At 72.3% G+C, this 15,664-nt stretch carries 13 protein-coding genes and 4 pseudogenes; 8 read left to right on the plus strand and 9 right to left on the minus strand.

What is annotated here, in order from left to right; all coding sequences use genetic code 11:
• The coding region (locus tag JNW87_RS07040) for a transposase (RefSeq protein ID WP_238453333.1) at positions 1-694 on the plus strand (694 nt) is incomplete at its 5' end.
• A gap of 14 nt (positions 695-708) precedes the next feature.
• The gene (locus tag JNW87_RS07045; RefSeq protein ID WP_238453334.1) at positions 709-1,020 is read left to right on the plus strand and encodes a helix-turn-helix domain-containing protein; all 312 of its coding nucleotides are present in this window, start codon (positions 709-711) and stop codon (positions 1,018-1,020) included.
• An 83-nt stretch (positions 1,021-1,103) separates the two neighbouring features.
• On the opposite strand, the gene JNW87_RS07050 is transcribed toward JNW87_RS07045, so the two are convergent.
• The 3 genes and pseudogenes from JNW87_RS07050 to JNW87_RS07060 form a co-directional block, all read right to left on the minus strand.
• On the minus strand, positions 1,104-1,535 hold the full coding sequence (locus JNW87_RS07050) for a DUF779 domain-containing protein (RefSeq protein WP_238453335.1): 432 nt from the start codon (positions 1,533-1,535) through the stop codon (positions 1,104-1,106).
• Positions 1,535-3,039 (minus strand): annotated as a pseudogene (gene adh / locus JNW87_RS07055) (aldehyde dehydrogenase). Before adh ends, JNW87_RS07050 begins: the two are co-directional and overlap by 1 nt.
• Before the next feature lie 39 nt (positions 3,040-3,078).
• Positions 3,079-4,361 (minus strand): annotated as a pseudogene (locus tag JNW87_RS07060) (transcriptional regulator).
• A 139-nt stretch (positions 4,362-4,500) separates the two neighbouring features.
• Here JNW87_RS07060 and JNW87_RS07065 point away from each other — a divergent pair.
• From JNW87_RS07065 to JNW87_RS07075, 3 genes and pseudogenes are all read left to right on the plus strand, one after another.
• The gene (locus JNW87_RS07065; protein WP_146230987.1) at positions 4,501-4,716 is read left to right on the plus strand and encodes a hypothetical protein; all 216 of its coding nucleotides are present in this window, start codon (positions 4,501-4,503) and stop codon (positions 4,714-4,716) included.
• A 134-nt stretch (positions 4,717-4,850) separates the two neighbouring features.
• Positions 4,851-5,698, plus strand: a pseudogene (locus JNW87_RS07070) (hypothetical protein).
• A 93-nt stretch (positions 5,699-5,791) separates the two neighbouring features.
• Entirely contained in the window at positions 5,792-6,499 is a 708-nt protein-coding gene (locus JNW87_RS07075) for a hypothetical protein (RefSeq protein ID WP_109800513.1), read from the plus strand.
• 142 nt (positions 6,500-6,641) lie between these two features.
• Here the strand turns inward: JNW87_RS07075 and JNW87_RS07080 are convergent, their stop codons facing one another.
• The 5 genes from JNW87_RS07080 to JNW87_RS07100 form a co-directional block, all read right to left on the minus strand.
• Positions 6,642-7,631 (minus strand): transporter, encoded by a 990-nt coding sequence (locus JNW87_RS07080; RefSeq protein ID WP_109800529.1) that lies wholly within the window; start codon positions 7,629-7,631, stop codon positions 6,642-6,644.
• On the minus strand, positions 7,628-8,518 hold the full coding sequence (locus JNW87_RS07085) for an ABC transporter ATP-binding protein (RefSeq protein ID WP_109800512.1): 891 nt from the start codon (positions 8,516-8,518) through the stop codon (positions 7,628-7,630). Before JNW87_RS07085 ends, JNW87_RS07080 begins: the two co-directional genes overlap by 4 nt.
• Positions 8,519-8,529: 11 nt before the next feature.
• The gene (locus tag JNW87_RS07090) at positions 8,530-8,946 is read right to left on the minus strand and encodes a GntR family transcriptional regulator (protein WP_109800511.1); all 417 of its coding nucleotides are present in this window, start codon (positions 8,944-8,946) and stop codon (positions 8,530-8,532) included.
• A 118-nt stretch (positions 8,947-9,064) separates the two neighbouring features.
• Positions 9,065-10,336, minus strand: a complete 1,272-nt coding sequence (gene gabT, locus JNW87_RS07095; RefSeq protein WP_109800510.1) for a 4-aminobutyrate--2-oxoglutarate transaminase — start codon at positions 10,334-10,336, stop codon at positions 9,065-9,067.
• Positions 10,337-10,401: 65 nt separating this feature from the next.
• Positions 10,402-11,838, minus strand: a complete 1,437-nt coding sequence (locus tag JNW87_RS07100; RefSeq protein ID WP_238453337.1) for a gamma-aminobutyraldehyde dehydrogenase — start codon at positions 11,836-11,838, stop codon at positions 10,402-10,404.
• A 142-nt stretch (positions 11,839-11,980) separates the two neighbouring features.
• Between JNW87_RS07100 and JNW87_RS07105 the strand changes: the two are divergent.
• Positions 11,981-13,418, plus strand: a pseudogene (locus tag JNW87_RS07105) (aldehyde dehydrogenase family protein).
• A gap of 145 nt (positions 13,419-13,563) precedes the next feature.
• On the opposite strand, the gene JNW87_RS07110 reads toward JNW87_RS07105, so the two are convergent.
• Positions 13,564-14,796 (minus strand): SUKH-3 domain-containing protein, encoded by a 1,233-nt coding sequence (locus tag JNW87_RS07110; protein WP_109800506.1) that lies wholly within the window; start codon positions 14,794-14,796, stop codon positions 13,564-13,566.
• A gap of 80 nt (positions 14,797-14,876) precedes the next feature.
• Here JNW87_RS07110 and JNW87_RS07115 point away from each other — a divergent pair, with 80 nt between their 5' ends.
• Positions 14,877-15,290: a YbaB/EbfC family nucleoid-associated protein gene (locus tag JNW87_RS07115; protein ID WP_109800505.1), complete on the plus strand. Its 414-nt coding sequence runs from the start codon at positions 14,877-14,879 to the stop codon at positions 15,288-15,290.
• Between the two features lie 5 nt (positions 15,291-15,295).
• On the plus strand, positions 15,296-15,652 hold the full coding sequence (locus JNW87_RS07120) for a hypothetical protein (protein WP_109800528.1): 357 nt from the start codon (positions 15,296-15,298) through the stop codon (positions 15,650-15,652).
• The last annotated feature ends 12 nt before the right edge of the window (positions 15,653-15,664 follow it).

A 15,664-nucleotide genomic window follows, 5' to 3' on the forward strand; every position in this document is an offset into this window, starting at 1 on the left:
AATGGAGCCCAACCCGCGCCACCTGGACACTGCCGCCCGCCGGATGCGGCGTCTGGCCCGGCGCGTGTCTCGCCGGGTCGGCCCGGACCGGCGCACCGGCCGGCGTGCGTCGAAGCGGTGGGAGCGGGCCCGCGCCCGGCTCGGCCGGGCGCACGCCCGGGTCGCTCATCTGCGCCGCGACGGCCTGCACAAGCTCACCACCCGGCTCACCCGCGAGTACGGCACCATCGTGGTGGAAGACCTCAACGTGGCCGGGATGCTCGCCAACCGGCGGCTGGCCCGAAGCGTCGCCGACGCCGGGTTCGCCGAACTGCGCCGGCAACTGGCCTATAAAACCTCATGGAACGGTGGGCGGCTGGTGGTGGCCGACCGGTGGTATCCGTCCTCGAAGACCTGCTCGGGCTGCGGCGTAGTGAGAGCCAAACTCGCCCTGTCCGAGCGCATCTACACCTGCACCCTGTGCGGCCTGGTCCTGGACCGGGATGTCAATGCCGCACGGAACCTGGCCGCCCTGGCGGTCACCGTCGCCGGGAGTGGCTCGGAGACGCGAAACGGACGTGGAGCCGACCGTAAGACCCCGCTCGCGGGGCTGGTGGCTGTGAAACGTCAACCCGGCACCGCCAGAGCGGGTAACACCGGGACCGTCCCACCGCAAGGCAGGACATCCAATCATGAGCCCACCCACGCGCCATGAAAGGAAACAGAGTCGTGACCGAGTTCTACGACTGGGACGACGTGCGTCAGGAGCTTGGCGGTGACGACGCAGCCTACGAGCGCGAGCGGGCCCGGACCGAAGCGTGGGTGAGCGCCTTCCACCTCGCGGAGGAGCGCAAGCGGCTGGGGCTCACGCAGCGGCAGGTCGCCGATCTCATGGGGGTCACACCCGGACGGGTCAGCCAGATCGAGAACGGCGACCTCGACGTCAACGAGGTAGCAACGCTGAGCCGGTACGCCACCGCCCTCGGTGCCCGGCTGCGGATCATCTTCGACTACGGCAACGACCTTCGCCAGATCGTCTGAGGGGCGACGACGTCCTCGCGTTCCGGGTGTGGTTGGTCGGCGAGGACGTCGTCGATACGGCGCTCGGCGGGGAGCTGACCGGGTCAGGGGGCGAGGTGGGAGCGGATCAGGAATCTCACGCCGTCGGGGGCCTCCAGGGAGAAGCCGCTGCCTCGGCCGGGGACCACGTCGACGGTGAGCCTGGTGTGTTTCCAGAGGTCCCACTGGGACTTCGACATCCAGAACTCGACCGGCTCGGGGACGCCGTCCACGGCGAGCGCCGCGAGGAGGATGTCGGAGCCGCCGGTGCGGAACTCGCCGGCCGGGTAGCACATCGGGGCGCTGCCGTCGCAGCAGCCGCCGGACTGGTGGAACATCAGCGGCCCGTGCCGTCCCCGCAGTGACCGGATCAGTTCGGCCGCCGCGGGCGTGACCGTCACGGGCGGCGGCGCCGCGGCGCCCGGCGAACCGGGCACCGCGGCCCCGTCGGACACGGCACTCAGTGGCACCGTGGTCCCGTCGGAGACGGCGTCCATCAGAAGAAGCCGAGCTTCTTGGTGGAGTAGCTGACCAGCAGGTTCTTGGTCTGCTGGTAGTGCTCCAGCATCATCTTGTGGTTCTCCCGGCCGATGCCGGACTGCTTGTACCCGCCGAACGCGGCGTGCGCCGGGTAGGCGTGGTAGCAGTTGGTCCAGACCCGCCCGGCCTGGATGGCCCGGCCGGCCCGGTACGCGGTGTTCATGTCCCGGGTCCACACGCCTGCCCCGAGGCCGTACAGCGTGTCGTTGGCGATCTTCACCGCGTCGTCGAGGTCGGCGAAGGAGGTCACCGAGACGACCGGGCCGAAGATCTCCTCCTGGAAGATCCGCATCGAGTTGTCGCCCTCGAAGACGGTCGGCTCGACGTAGTACCCGCCGGACAGTTCGCCGCCAAGGTCCGCCCGTGAACCGCCGGTGAGCACCCGGGCGCCCTCCTGCCGGCCGATGTCCAGGTAGGACAGGATCTTCTCCAGCTGGTCGTTGGAGGCCTGCGCGCCGATCATCGTGTCGGTGTCCAGCGGGTGGCCCTGCTTGACCGCCTTGGTCCGGTCCACCGCCGCCGCCAGGAAGTCCGAGTAGTGGCCCTGCTGGATCAGCGCCCGGGACGGGCAGGTGCAGACCTCACCCTGGTTGAGGGCGAACATGGTGAAGCCCTCGAGCGCCTTGTCCAAGAACTCGTCGGAGCGAGCACTGACGTCGTCGAAGAAGATGTTCGGGCTCTTGCCGCCCAGTTCCAGGGTGACCGGTTTGATGTTCTCGCTGGCGTACTGCATGATCAGCCGCCCGGTGGTGGTCTCGCCGGTGAACGCGACCTTCGCCACCCGCGGTGAGGAAGCCAGCGGCTTGCCCGCCTCCACGCCGAAGCCGTTGACGATGTTCACCACGCCCGGCGGCAGCAGGTCGGCGACCAGCGAGAGCCAGTAGTGGATCGACGCCGGGGTCTGCTCGGCGGGCTTGAGCACCACCGCGTTGCGGCGGCCAGCGCCGGGGCGAGCTTCCAGGTGGCCATCAGGATCGGGAAGTTCCACGGGATGATCTGCCCGACCACGCCGAGCGGCTCGTGGAAGTGGTACGCCACGGTGTCGTCGTCGATCTCGCCGAGGCTGCCCTCCTGGGCCCGGATCGCCCCGGCGAAGTAGCGGAAGTGGTCGATGGCCAGGGGGATGTCGGCGGCCAGGGTCTCGCGTACCGGCTTGCCGTTCTCCCAGGTCTCGGCGACGGCGAGGGACTCCAGGTTGTCCTGCATCCGGTCGGCGATCTTGTTGAGGATCAGGGCGCGTTCGGCGACCGAGGTGCGCCCCCAGGCGTCGGCGGCGCCGTGCGCGGCGTCGAGGGCCTTCTCGACGTCGTCGGCGGTGCCGCGGGCGACCTCACAGAAGGTCTGGCCGGTGACCGGGGTGGGGTTCTCGAAGTACTGGCCGCCGTGCGGCTTGACGTACTCGCCGCCGATGAAGTGGTCGTAGCGGGACTGCCAGTGGGTGGGAGCGTCGTAGCGCGCCATGGGTACCTCCGCCGTCCGTCTGGGGTGACGGCGGGGACGTTAGTTTCGCGGACGTTGCAGCAACGTTGCGCGCGGCAGGTCGTACTCCCGGGAGAGCTGGTGGACGCGCGCCACCGCGAGGGGCCGACGCGGCGCACCCGGCGGCAAGGCCCGGGCCAGGGCCTGCCAGGCGGTGAGGTCGTCGGCCCGGCGGGCGTCGCGGTCCAGGCCGCGAGCAGCGCCGGGTCAGCGGTCGCCAGCACGGCCGCGCGGAGCTGCCCGTCGATGAGCCGGCGCAGTCGCGTCACTCCCGGCGCGTCCGACCCGGGCAGCAACGGCCCGCCGTACGCCTGGAGCGCCCCCGCCGGGTCGCCCCGGTCGAGCAGCTCGGTGACGGTACGGAAGTCGGCGTGCACGGTCCCGCGCAGCCGGTACGGCCGGGAGTCGAGCAGTTCCGGGCCGAGCGCCCGGCGCAGCCGGGACAGTTCGGCGCGCAGGGTGACCGGGTGCAGCCGGTCGTCGCCGTACAGGTCGAGGCCGAGCTGTTCGCCGGTGCGCCCCTCGGGGTGGTCGAGGAGCAGCACCAGCAGTTCACTGTGCCGGCGGCCGAGCCGGATCCGCCGACCGCCGACGCGCAGCTCCGCCTCGTCGCGGCCGAGCGCGCTGACGGTGACCACGGCCGGGTCGAGGGGTTGGGCGAGGAACGCATCGGCGGCCCGGGCGGTGGCCCGGACCAGGGCGAGACTCTGCGGGTTGGCCAGGTGGTCGCCGCCGGTGATGTCGACCGCGCCGAGCAGCCGCCCGGTGGCCGGGTCGTGGATGGGCGCGGCGGCGCAGGTCCAGCGTTGCACCGGCCGGACGAAGTGTTCGGTGGCGAAGATCTGCACGCTGTGGTCGACGGCGAGGGCGGTGCCGGGGGCGTTGGTGCCGGCGTGCGCCTCGTCCCAGCGGGCGCCGGGGATGAAGTTCATCCGCTCGGCGTGCCGGAGCACCCCCGGATGTCCCTCCACCCAGAGCAGCCGCCCGTAGGCGTCGCAGACCGCCATCAGGTGCGCGCCGTCCTGGGCGATGCCGCCGAGCAGGTCACGGAAGAGCGGCAGCACCTGAGCGAGGGGATGGGCGGCGCGGTAGCTCTCCAGCGCGTCGTCGCTGAGGTCCACCGGGGCGGTGGCCTCCGGGTCGAGGAGCGCCTGGGCGGAGCGGCGCCACGAGTGCCGGACCACCTCGCGTACCAGTTGTGGTTCGGCGTCGCCGGTGAGGAAGGCTTCGTGGGCGGCGCCGACCTGCGCGATCCGCTCGGCCGGATCGGCGCCGAATTCCAGGGCGAGCCACGGGTCAGCCATCGGCGACCTCCTCGCGCCCATGGTGACCCACCTCACCCACGATCGCCAATACCGGTTGCCCGATCGATCGACGCCCCTTCATGCTGTGTCCCGCCCCCGCAGGGCGCGGCGGCGTGGTGGCACGGGAAGGGTGGTCGTGATGGTCGGGGCGCGGGAACGGATGATGGTGCAGCTCCAACTGGTCAGCGACGACCGCCATCTGGTGGCCTGGGTACGCGACGACCGCCGGGTGCGGGTCGGCGCCGAGCTCTCGCTGCGCGACCACGCCGAGCCGGACCGCTTCTGGCGGGTGGTGGCCAAGGGCGAGCCGCGGCCCGCCGGTGAGATCAGCCGCGGCTGGCACAACGACATCTGATCTCTCCACGTGGGCCTGGTTCACGCCGGGCCCATGTCTCTTCCTCAAACTTTACATTGACAAGTTCGCGTCCTCGGGACAAACTTGACGATGACAAGATGAGGTTGATCGGGGAGGTCCGAATGGAACCCACCATGGTGCGGCAGCTGTGGCAGCTGATCGAGCCGGTGCACGCGCTGGTCTACTACGCGCCGGAGCTCACCGAGGAGGCCGCGACCCTCGGCCTGGCCACGGACGAGCGCTGGCCGGGCTACTTCGCCCTGCGCTCCGCCCCGCTCGGCGCGGCCGGGCCCGAGCTGGTCACGGCCACCTACTACAGCTTCAGCCCCCGCATGGTCGCCGAGTACGTCCCGGCGGTCTGGTCCGTCGCCGACCCGGCGAAGGTGCTCGACGCGCGACTGTCCGGGATGGACCGGACGCTACGTGCCCTGCTCGGCGACCGGGTCGACTCGCCCGAGCTGACCGAGGCCGCCGCGCTGGCCCGCCGCGCCGCCCAGGCCGCCGACCTGGCCGGGCGTCCGCTGGCCGCCGCCAACGCCGACCTGCCCTGGCCGGACGCCCCGCACCTGGCGCTCTGGCAGGCCGCCACCATCCTCCGCGAGCACCGCGGCGACGGGCACGTGGCCGCGCTGCTCACCGCCGGCCTCGACCCGACCGAGGCGCTGGTCTCCTTCGCCGCCGTGGGCGCCGCACCGGTCGAGGTCTTCGCAGCCGGCGCTGGACCGACGAGGAGTGGGCCGCCGCCCGGGACCGGCTCGCCGCGCGGGGCCTGGTGGACGCCGCCGGGCTGGCGACCGACGCCGGCCACCGGCTGCGCGACGACGTGGAACGGCGTACGGACGACCTGGCGGCGGCACCCTGGCGGGCGCTCGGCCCGGCGGTCGGCCGGTTCGCGCAGCTCGTGGCCCCGCTGACCGGAGCGGTGGTGGCGTCCGGGTTGCTGCCGATGCAAAGCACGCTGGGCATCCGTCGGCCACAGTGATTCAGGTAACTTTCCGGCCGATGTCGCTGATCCCGGCAGCGCTCCCAGCCCGTACCGGCAGTCGTCAGAGGACATCGGACGACGGGAGATGCGGTGAGGGTGCAGCGGAAGCACGTACTGGCGGCCGGGGTGGCGGCGGTCGCGGCGGCGGCGGTGGCGGTCGGGACCGGGTTCGGCTTCGCCGACACCACTCCCGCCGGACAGAGCGCCTGCCAGGGGTCGGTCACCTTCTCGGCCGAGGGCGGGGCGCCCGCGGCGACCAGCGACCGGTTCCCGGTCGGCACCCGGCTGCGGGTGACGAACCTGGACAACGGCAAGGCGGCGACGGTGTCGGTTACCGGCCCGTCGGGCAGTTGTGTGCTGCTCAACGCGGCGGCGATGGACCTGGTCCGGGAGCCGGGCAAGAACGTCATCCGGCGCAACCTGGTGGAGCGCCTGGACGGTGGCGGCGGGGCGGCGCAGCCGGGTGGCGGCGGGCCGGCCGGTGGCCAGACCCGGCCGGGTGACGCGCAGCCCGGTGCCGCCGGGCCCGGCGGCGGGGTGAGCGCACCGGCGGGGCAGAGCGTCTGCACCGGAGCGATCACGTTCTCCGCCGAGGGTGGCGCGCCCGCTGCGACCAGCGGACAGTTCCCGGTCGGCACCCGGCTGCGAGTGACCAACCTGGACAACGGCAAGGTCGTGACGGTGCCGGTGACCGGCCCGTCGGGCAGTTGTGTGCTGCTCAACGCCGCCGCGATGGAGCTGATCCGCGAGCCGGGCAAGAACCTGGTCCGCCGCAACGCGGTGGAGCTGCTCCGCTGATCACGCCGCCCCGCGGTTGCCGCCTGGTGCCGGGGTGCCCGCCGGCGCGGCGGCGCCCCGGCCCGGCGGCCGGTGGAACACCATGGGTGTCTCCGAGGTGCCGTGGCACCCATGGTGTTCCACCGAGGAGCGCCGGCGGTCGTCAGGCGATGCGACGGATGCGGCGGACGGCCAGGTAGAGCAGGAGCGCCGCGAGCGCGACGAAGATGCCGGTCTCGATGCCCTGGAACAGCCAGAACCGGCCCGCCGGCTGGTAGAGCTGCCAGTTGTAGGCGCCGGGCCCCAGGCCCAGCTCGGCACCGCAGGCCCGGCCGTCCGGTCCCTTCCCGCCCGGCGGGCACATGATCTGGGTGTCCGCCGCCACCATCGTCCCGTCGGCGTCGCGGATGCCCTGGGAGAGGATCCAGTCGCCGCGCTCCGTCAACGGCTCCCCGGTCCCCTCGATCGGGAAGGTGAGGGTCCGGGCGGGCTGGTAGTGCGGCCGGGCCAGGATCGCCACCACCGCCCGTACGCCGATGAACCCGGCCAGGGTAATGCCCATGGCGGGCAGCATCTGCTTCCACACCGTGCCGGTGAAGATGCCGAGCGCCACGGCGAAGAGGGTGTAGCCGATCGGGACCACGCCTTGCAGGTCGAAGACGATCAGGCCGAGCCGGCCCTCCCGGGCGGCGTGGGTCAGCGGGTCGACCCACCAGGACATGCCCAGCCCGTAGCAGACCGCGAGGGCCACCACGGCCGCGCCGACCAGCCCGAACTTCACCAGCGCCCAGCGGGTCCGGCCGACGCCCTGGGTCCAGATGAAGCGGTGCGTGCCGTGCTCCACCTCCCGGGCGACCAGCGGGGCGCCCCAGAACAGACCGACCAGCACCGGCAGGGTGAGCAGCAGTACGGCCACCAGGTTGAGGCTGCCGTACTGGTTGGTGAAGCGGCGGAAACCCGCCTCGCAGCTGTCTCGGGTCGCCGCGGTCACGTCCGGGTCGCTCAGTTGGCCTACGCACTCCGCCAGCCCGAGGTCGGCGAAGGTGTGCCGCATCGACAGGCCGATCGGCACCATCAGGGCGGCGAGCGCCGCGAACCCCAGCAGAGTGAAGAACGCCTGCTTGCGGTGTTGCCGCCAGGTCAGCCAGATCATGCCGGCACCCCCCACTCGCTGTGCCTGGTCTGCGTGGCGCCGTCGGCCAGGTAGGCCAGGACGACGTCCTCCAAGCCGACGTCGCGCACCGTCCAGGCGGGATCGGTGACCGGGCCGTCGGTGCGGACCAGCAGCGTGGACTGCCGGTCGGTGTGGCTGGCCCGGACCACCCCGTTGACGCCGCCGATCGGGCCGCCGTCGTGCCGCGGGCCGACCAGCTGCCGATGCGAGGCGACCAGGTCGTCGACCGCGCCGGCGAGCTGCACCTGGGCGGCGTTGAGCACGATCAGGTAGTCGCAGACCCGTTCCAGGTCGGCGAGCAGGTGCGAGGAGAGCAGCACGGTGGTCTCGGACTCGGCGACGCTGCCCATCAGCGACTGCAGGAACTCCCTGCGGGCCAACGGGTCCAGGCTGGCGACCGGCTCGTCGAGCAGCAGCACCCGGGGCCGCTTCGCCAGCGCGAGGGCCAGCGCAACCTGGGCGCGCTGACCGCCGGAGAGCTTGCCGACCGGCAGCTTGGGCGGGATGCCGAGCTGGGCCAGCCGGTTACGGGCGAGCGCCGCGTCCCAGCGCTTGTTCAGCCGGCCGCCGAGCTGGACCAGCTCCGCCGCGGTGAAGTCCCGGTAGAGCGGGGTGTCCTGGGCCACGAAGCCGATCTCGGGCAGGACCGCCGGGTTGTCGTACGGCGCCTCGCCGAAGATCCGCACCGCGCCGGCGTCGGGCCGGAGCAGGCCCACCGCCAGGTGCAGCAGGGTGCTCTTGCCGGCGCCGTTCGGGCCGACGAGTGCGGCGATCCGCCCGGCGGGAAGGCGCAGCGAGCAGTCCCGCAGCGCCCAGGTTCTCCCGTACCGCTTGCCGAGCTGGTCGGCCTCCAGCGCGATGTCCATTCGGTGTCCTCTCATCCTGCTGAGGCGGGCTCGGCGCGCGGTGCCTCGGCGGCCAGCGCGGCCCGCATGGTGGTCTCGACCAGGGCGGTGACGTCTTCGGGGGTCAGCCCGGCGCCGCGGGCACGGTGCAGCCAGGCCACCAGTTCTTCGCGCAGCTCGGCCTGGTGGGGCAGCGACGAGCCGGCGAGGGTGCGGCGGACGAACGTGCCCACGCCGGGACGCCCCTCCACGAGGCCCTCGATCTCCAACTCGCGGTATGCCTTCAGCACCGTGTTCGGGTTGATGGCCAGCGACTGCGCCACGTCGCGGACCTTCGGCAGCTGGTCGCCCGGCGTCAGCAGCCCCACCCGCAGGGCCTGCTTGACCTGCTGGATCAGCTGCACGTAGGTGTTCACCTTGGACCGGCCGTCCAGCACGAACTCGATCACCCGATGGCCTTCCTGTTGTACTACGACAGTAAGACTATAAGACAGGATGCGCGCCAGCGGAACGACGAAACCCGCCCCTCTGTCGAGGGACGGGTTCCGGTGGCGGCGGCGGGCCGGATCAGCCGAAGGCGGCGTCCAGGATGTCCAGGCCCCGGGCCAGCTCGTCGTCGGAGATGACCAGCGGGGGCAGGAAGCGCAGCACGTTGCCGTACGTGCCACAGGTGAGGGTGAGCAGGCCGGCGGCGTGGCAGGCCGCCGACACCGCCGCCGTGGCGGCCGGATCGGGGGTCAGGGTGCCGGGCCGCACCAGCTCCATGGCGAGCATCGCGCCCCGGCCGCGTACCTCGGCGACCCGCGGGTCGCGGGCGGCGATGGCGCGCAACCGGTCGCCCATCACCCGCTCGATCCGTCGCGCGGCGGCGGCCAGGTCCAGCTCGTGCATGGTCTCGATGGCGGCCACCGCGGCGGCGCAGGCGATCGGGTTGCCGCCGTACGTGCCGCCGAGGCCGCCGACGTGCACCGCGTCCATCAGCTCCGCCCGCCCGGTCACCGCGGCCAGGGGCAGGCCGCCGGCGATGCCCTTGGCCAGCGTGATCAGGTCCGGCTCGACGCCCTCGTGCTGGCAGGCGAACCAGTCCCCGGTCCGGCAGAACCCGGTCTGGATCTCGTCGGCGACGAAGACCACCCCGGTGGACGTCGCCCACTCGCGCAGCGCCGGCAGGAAACCTTCCGCCGGTACGACGAAGCCGCCCTCGCCCTGGATCGGCTCGATCAGCAGCGCGGCCACGTTCTCCGCCCCGACCTGCTTCTCGATCATCTCCACGGCTCGGGCTGCCGCCTCCGCCCCGGACAGGCCGCCGTCACGCAGTGGGTACGACATCGGCACCCGGTAGATCTCCCCGGCGAACGGCCCGAACCGGTGCTTGTACGGCATGTTCTTCGCGGTCAGCGCCATGGTCAGGTTGGTCCGACCGTGATACGCGTGGTCGAAGACCACCACCGCCGGCCGCCCGGTGGCGTGCCGGGCGATCTTGACGGCGTTCTCCACCGCCTCGGCGCCGGAGTTGAACAGCGCCGAGCGCTTCTCGAAGTCCCCCGGGGTCAGCGCGTTGAGCTGCTCGCAGACCGCCACGTACGACTCGTACGGCGCGACCATGAAACAGGTGTGGGTGAAGCGCTCGACCTGCGCCCGGACCGCCTCGACCACCTTCGGCGCGGCGTTGCCCACGTTGGCGACGGCGATGCCGGCGGCGAAGTCGATCCACTCCCGCCCGTCGACGTCGGTGATGGTGCCGCCGCCCGCCCGGTCCACGTAGGACGAGACGGTGCTGCCGACGCCGCGCGCCACCGCCGCCCCGCGCCGCTTGTGCAGCTCGTCAGAAGAAGTCATGCTGCGCCTTCCTTCGTCCGCGGCTGCGGGGCTCGCAACCCCGGCTCGCTCCTCGCGCTCACAGGTCAGCCCTCGATGTTGTGCATGACGTGCTTGATCCGGGTGTAGTCCTCCAGGCTGTAGACCGACAGGTCCTTGCCGTGCCCGGAGTGCTTGAAGCCGCCGTGCGGCATCTCGGAGACGAACGGGATGTGGGTGTTCACCCAGACGCAGCCGAAGTCGAGCCGGCGGGTCATCCGCATCGCCCGGCCGTGGTCCTTGGTCCAGACCGAGGCGGACAGGCCGTAGTCGACGCCGTTGGCCCAGCGCACCGCCTCGTCCTCGTCGGAGAAGCGCTGCACCGTGATGACCGGGCCGAACACCTCGTCCTGGATGATCTCGTCCTGCTGGCGCACTCCGCTGACCACCGTGGGGGCGTAGAAGTAACCCCGCGTGCCCTGCCGGGATCCCCCGGTCTCGACGTTCGCGTGGTCCGGCAGCCGGTCCAAAAGGCCGCGTACCCGGGCGAGCTGGTTGGCGTTGTTCAGCGGGCCGTAGAGCACGTCCTCGTCGTCCGGCGCGCCGGTCCTGGTGTTCCGGGCCTGCTCGGCGAGGGCGGCCACGAAGTCGTCGTACACGCCGGGGCCGGCGAGCACCCGGGTCGCGGCGGTGCAGTCCTGGCCGGCGTTGAAGTAGCCGCCCACCGCGATCGCCTCGGCCGCCGCCGCGATGTCCGCGTCGTCGAAGACCACCACCGGGGCCTTGCCGCCCAGCTCCAGGTGGGTTCGCTTGAGGTCGGGGGCCGCGGCGGAGGCGACCTCCATGCCCGCGCGGGTCGAGCCGGTGATCGACACCAGCTGCGGGGTCGGGTGGGAGACGAGGGTACGACCGGTGTCCCGGTCGCCGCAGACCACGTTGAACACGCCCGGCGGGAAGAACTCCGACGCGATCTCGGCCAGCAGCAGCGTCGACACCGGCGTGGTGTCCGACGGCTTCAGTACCACCGTGTTGCCGGCGGCCAGGGCCGGGGCGATCTTCCAGACCGCCATCATCAGCGGGTAGTTCCACGGCGTCACCTGGGCGCAGACGCCGATCGGCTCGCGCCGCACGTACGAGGTGTGGCCGGCCAGGTACTCGCCGGCCGAACGGCCTTCGAGCAGGCGGGCGGCGCCGGCGAAGAAGCGGAACTGGTCCACCGCCGGGGGCAGCTCCTCGTCGGCGGTGAGCTGGCGGGGCTTGCCGGTGTTGCGTACCTCGGCGTCGACCAGTTCGGCGGCGCGGGCCTCCACCGCGTCGGCGAGCCTCAGCATGGCCTTCTGCCGCTCGCCGGGGGTGGCGTCCCGCCAGCTCTCGAAGGCGGTCGCGGCGGCCTTCATCGCCGCGTCTACGTCCGCCGCCCCGGAGACCGGCGCCTGGGCGAAGACCTCGCCCGTGCAGGGGTCGATGAGGTCGGCGTAGCCGCCGTCCACCGGGTCGACGTACTCGCCGTTGACGAAGTTGCGCAGCTGCTGCTGGTCGCTCATCAGAAGTCTCCGAGGGGTGGCCGGGGGTGAGGTCAGCGGAGGTTATCGCAATCTGACTGCCATCTTCGCTACTGAATTCGCGGCAGACAAGGCCCTGGGCAACTGTTTCCGCGCGGCTCTGCGTCGTCTAGGCTGCCGAGGTGTGGAGCCCAGAGCCTTCTACGTCGCCGGCCGCCCCGCCCACGGCGAGGGCGAGCTGACCGTCACCCACCCGTACGACGGCCGGACGGTGGGGCGTACCACCCTCGCCACGGCCGACCAGGTCGAAGCCGCCGTCGCGGCAGCGGCCGGGGTGGCCGCGAAGGCCGCGGCCCTGCCCGCGCACGCGCGGGCGGTGGCCCTGGACCACGTCTCCCGGCGGCTCGCCGAGCGGGCCGAGGAGGTCGCGGAGCTGATCACCGCCGAGAACGGCAAGCCGGTGAAGTGGGCGCGGGCCGAGGTGAGCCGCGCGGTGTCGACGTTCCGGTGGGCGGCCGAGGAGGCCCGGCGCTTCTCCGGCGAGCTGCAGCGCCTCGACACCGACCCGGCCGCCACCGGGCGGATCGCGCTGGTCCGGCGGGTGCCGAAGGGGCCGGTGCTGGGCATCGCGCCGTTCAACTTCCCGCTGAACCTGGTCGCCCACAAGGTCGCGCCGGCCATCGCCGTCGGCGCACCGATCATCGTCAAGCCCGCCCCGGCCACCCCGCTGTCGGCGCTGCTGCTCGGCGAGATCCTGGCCGAGACCGAGCTGCCCGAGGGGATGTTCTCGGTGCTCCCGCTGCCCAACGAGCGCGCCGCCGAACTGGTCACCGACCCGCGGCTGCCGGTGGTGTCGTTCACCGGCTCCGGCCCGGTCGGGGCGGCCATCCGCCGGCAGGTGCCGGAGAAGCACGTCACCCTGGAGCTGGGCGGCAACGCGGCGGCGGTGATCTGCGAGGACTGGAACTCCGACGAGGACCTGACCTTCGCCGCGCACCGGATCGCGACCTTCTCCAACTACCAGGCCGGCAGTCGTGCATCGCGGTGCAGCGGGTGTACGTGCACGAGTGGATCTACGACGGCTTCCTGCCCCGGCTGATCGCCTCGATCGAGGAGCTGCGGACGGGCGACCCGGCCGACCCGCTGACCGACGTCGGTCCGCTGGTCTCCGAGGACGCCGCGCGGCGGGTCGAGGCGTGGGTCGACGAGGCCGTCACCGCCGGGGCCACCATCGAGGTGGGCGGGCGGCGCGACGGCGCCACCTATCCGCCGACCGTGCTGTCCGGGGTGCCGGCGGACGCGAAGGTGTGCGCGGAGGAGGTGTTCGGGCCGGTGCTGGTGGTCGCCCGGTCGAGAACGACCAGGCCGCGTTCGCCGCCGTCAACGACTCGGCGTACGGATTGCAGGCGGGCGTGTTCACGCACAACCTGCAGACCGCCTTCGCCGCCGCGCGCAGCCTGGAGGTCGGCGGGGTGATCGTCGGGGACGTGCCGTCGTACCGGGCCGACCAGATGCCGTACGGCGGGGTGAAGGGGAGCGGGGTCGGACGCGAGGGGCTGCGCAGCGCGATGGACGACTACACCGAGCCGCGCGTCATGGTCCTGACCGGAGTGGCGCTGTAGTGCTCACCGGCTGAGTCCGTCGCGCTCCGGCCGGGGCGGATCTGGGCGGCGGCCTGGGCGTCGGGGTAGCGGCAGGCGGCCCGGGCGGCGGTGGCGCGATCGGTGACGCTCGGTCCCGGCGCGGACAGGCCGGTGAAGTGCTTCGTCACCAGGTGCCGTCGTCGCGTACGCGGGCAGGGGCCCGGCCGAGCAGCAGGGTGGTCAGGGCGGCGTCGATGTCCGGGCCGAGGAACCACTCGCCGGCCTGGTCGAGCGCGAAGATCCGGCCGTGCTCGTCGACGGCGATGATGCTGTCACCGCGCTCCGTGCCCAACGGAAAGAGCCGAGCACCGAGGACGGCTCCGAAGTCGGCAAGCGTGTCGGCGGTGTGGCCCATCTCCCAAGGGTGAATGTCGAACCTGGAGATCCATACCTGTTCACCGGGGCCGCGGCGCGGGCTCTCCAGGCCGGGGAAGGCGGTGATCGTCGGCAGGACCGCCGGGAACACGGCGTGCGCGTGCCTGGTGCCGGTCACCGCGGTGACGTCGCGAACCGCCGCCTGCGCCAGGACCTCGTCGCCGAAATGGGGACGCCAGCCAGCGGCCACCAGCGCGCTCGCGACCTCCGGCGCGAACCGCCCCGGCTCGGGGTCGGTCTGGGGTTCGGTCTGCCGCTCGGTGGTGTAGGCGAGGTTGGACCACGGCAGCGCGTTGAAGCGCACCAGGAAGTTGATGCACGAGTCGCAGGGGGTCTCGGTGGCCCCGCCGGTCGGGTCGCCGGCCTCGCGGATCCGGAAGATCTCGATCTGGGCGCTGCCCAGCAGCGTCGCTGCCTCTTCCCATGTCAGCGGAGCAAGGCCCTCGGCTGCCCGGCTGTGGTCGTACTCGTGCAGGACGTCGGAGACGACGATCATCTCGGCGTGCCGCTCGCCGCCGCGTACCAGGTGCCCGGGTGGCAACTCGTCGAGGTACGCCCGCACCAACCGGTGGTGCCGCAGCTCGACTTCGCCCTTGGCGCCGAAGGCCCGGTGGACGCGACCGTCGAGGGTGAGGTGGGCCGCGGCGCCCGGCGTGGGCAGTCGCGTGATCTCGCGGAGCAGTTGGTTGGTCGGGTCCACCGTGCGGGGAGCGCGGGGTTCGATCGGTCGCCGCTGCCGGTACATCTGCTCGACGGCAGGGAAGGGCAGGCGCGGCCAGGTGGAGATGTCTCCGGTCTCCTTGTCCACGACGGTGGTCGGCGGGTCGCCGGGGAGCGCGCGCGCCTCGACGGCGACCCGGGAGGTGATGAGGTAGCCGAGGTCGAACTCCTCGACCACCGGCGTGCACGGGAACCCCAGTCGTTCGGAGTCCCGCTGTGCCCAGACGGCGGCCAGTTGCTCGGCTTGCTGACGCTCGATCACACCCTGAAATTACCGGACCCCACGGATTCCGTGGCACCCGGTATGGTCGGCCCTACCGACCGTGACGGAGAGGGGCGGCGTTGACCGAGAGTGTGGACCGGGACGCGAACCGCGCGCTGCGGGCGCGGTTCGACGAGGTGTACGGCCAGTACCGGCGACTTCGGTCCGGATTGGACGAACTCCAGGTCAAGCTCGCTGAGCTGCGGGTGACCGAGCGCTCCGACGACGGGCAGGTGATCGCGACCGTCGGCGCGCGAGGCGAACTGATCAGTGTGGACGTCGAGCCCTCGGTCTTTCACGATCGCGATGCCAGGGCGTTGAGCCGAAAGATCACCACCACCATCCATCGGGCGTCCGCCGCTGCGGTCCACGCGACCCAGGAACTGGTCGCCGGCTATCTGCCGGCCGGCTCGCCGTCGGTGGAGTTCTTGCGTACCAACGATTTCAATGCCCTCCTGAGCCGCGCGGACACCGTCCTTCGGCATGGAGAGTGACCGCCGTGACCGACGGACGGCTCTGGCTGGACCCTGACCGCGCCCGGCGCGGCGGAACGGGCCTGACGCTCGCGGGTGAGGCGGTCACCACTTCCCGGCGACGGGTGGGTGGGGCGATCGCCGGCGCGAGCGCCGAGCGGCCCTGGGGTCGGGACGACATCGGCGCGGCCTTCGAGAAGCAGTATCGCCGCTACGAGGAGACGCTGCTGCGCGCCTGGGAGGTGGTCGGCCGCTCGCTGGAGGGGCTCGGCGCCGACGTGGCCCGATCCGTCGCCGCGACCGTGGAGAGCGACGAGGCGACCGGTCGCCAGCTCGACCGCATTCCCGACCAGCACCAGTTCCCGCAGCGACACCGGCGCTGACCTCCGGAGGAT

It is taken from the genome of Micromonospora sp. ATA51, assembly GCF_016802855.1.
GTDB lineage: Bacteria > Actinomycetota > Actinomycetes > Mycobacteriales > Micromonosporaceae > Micromonospora > Micromonospora sicca.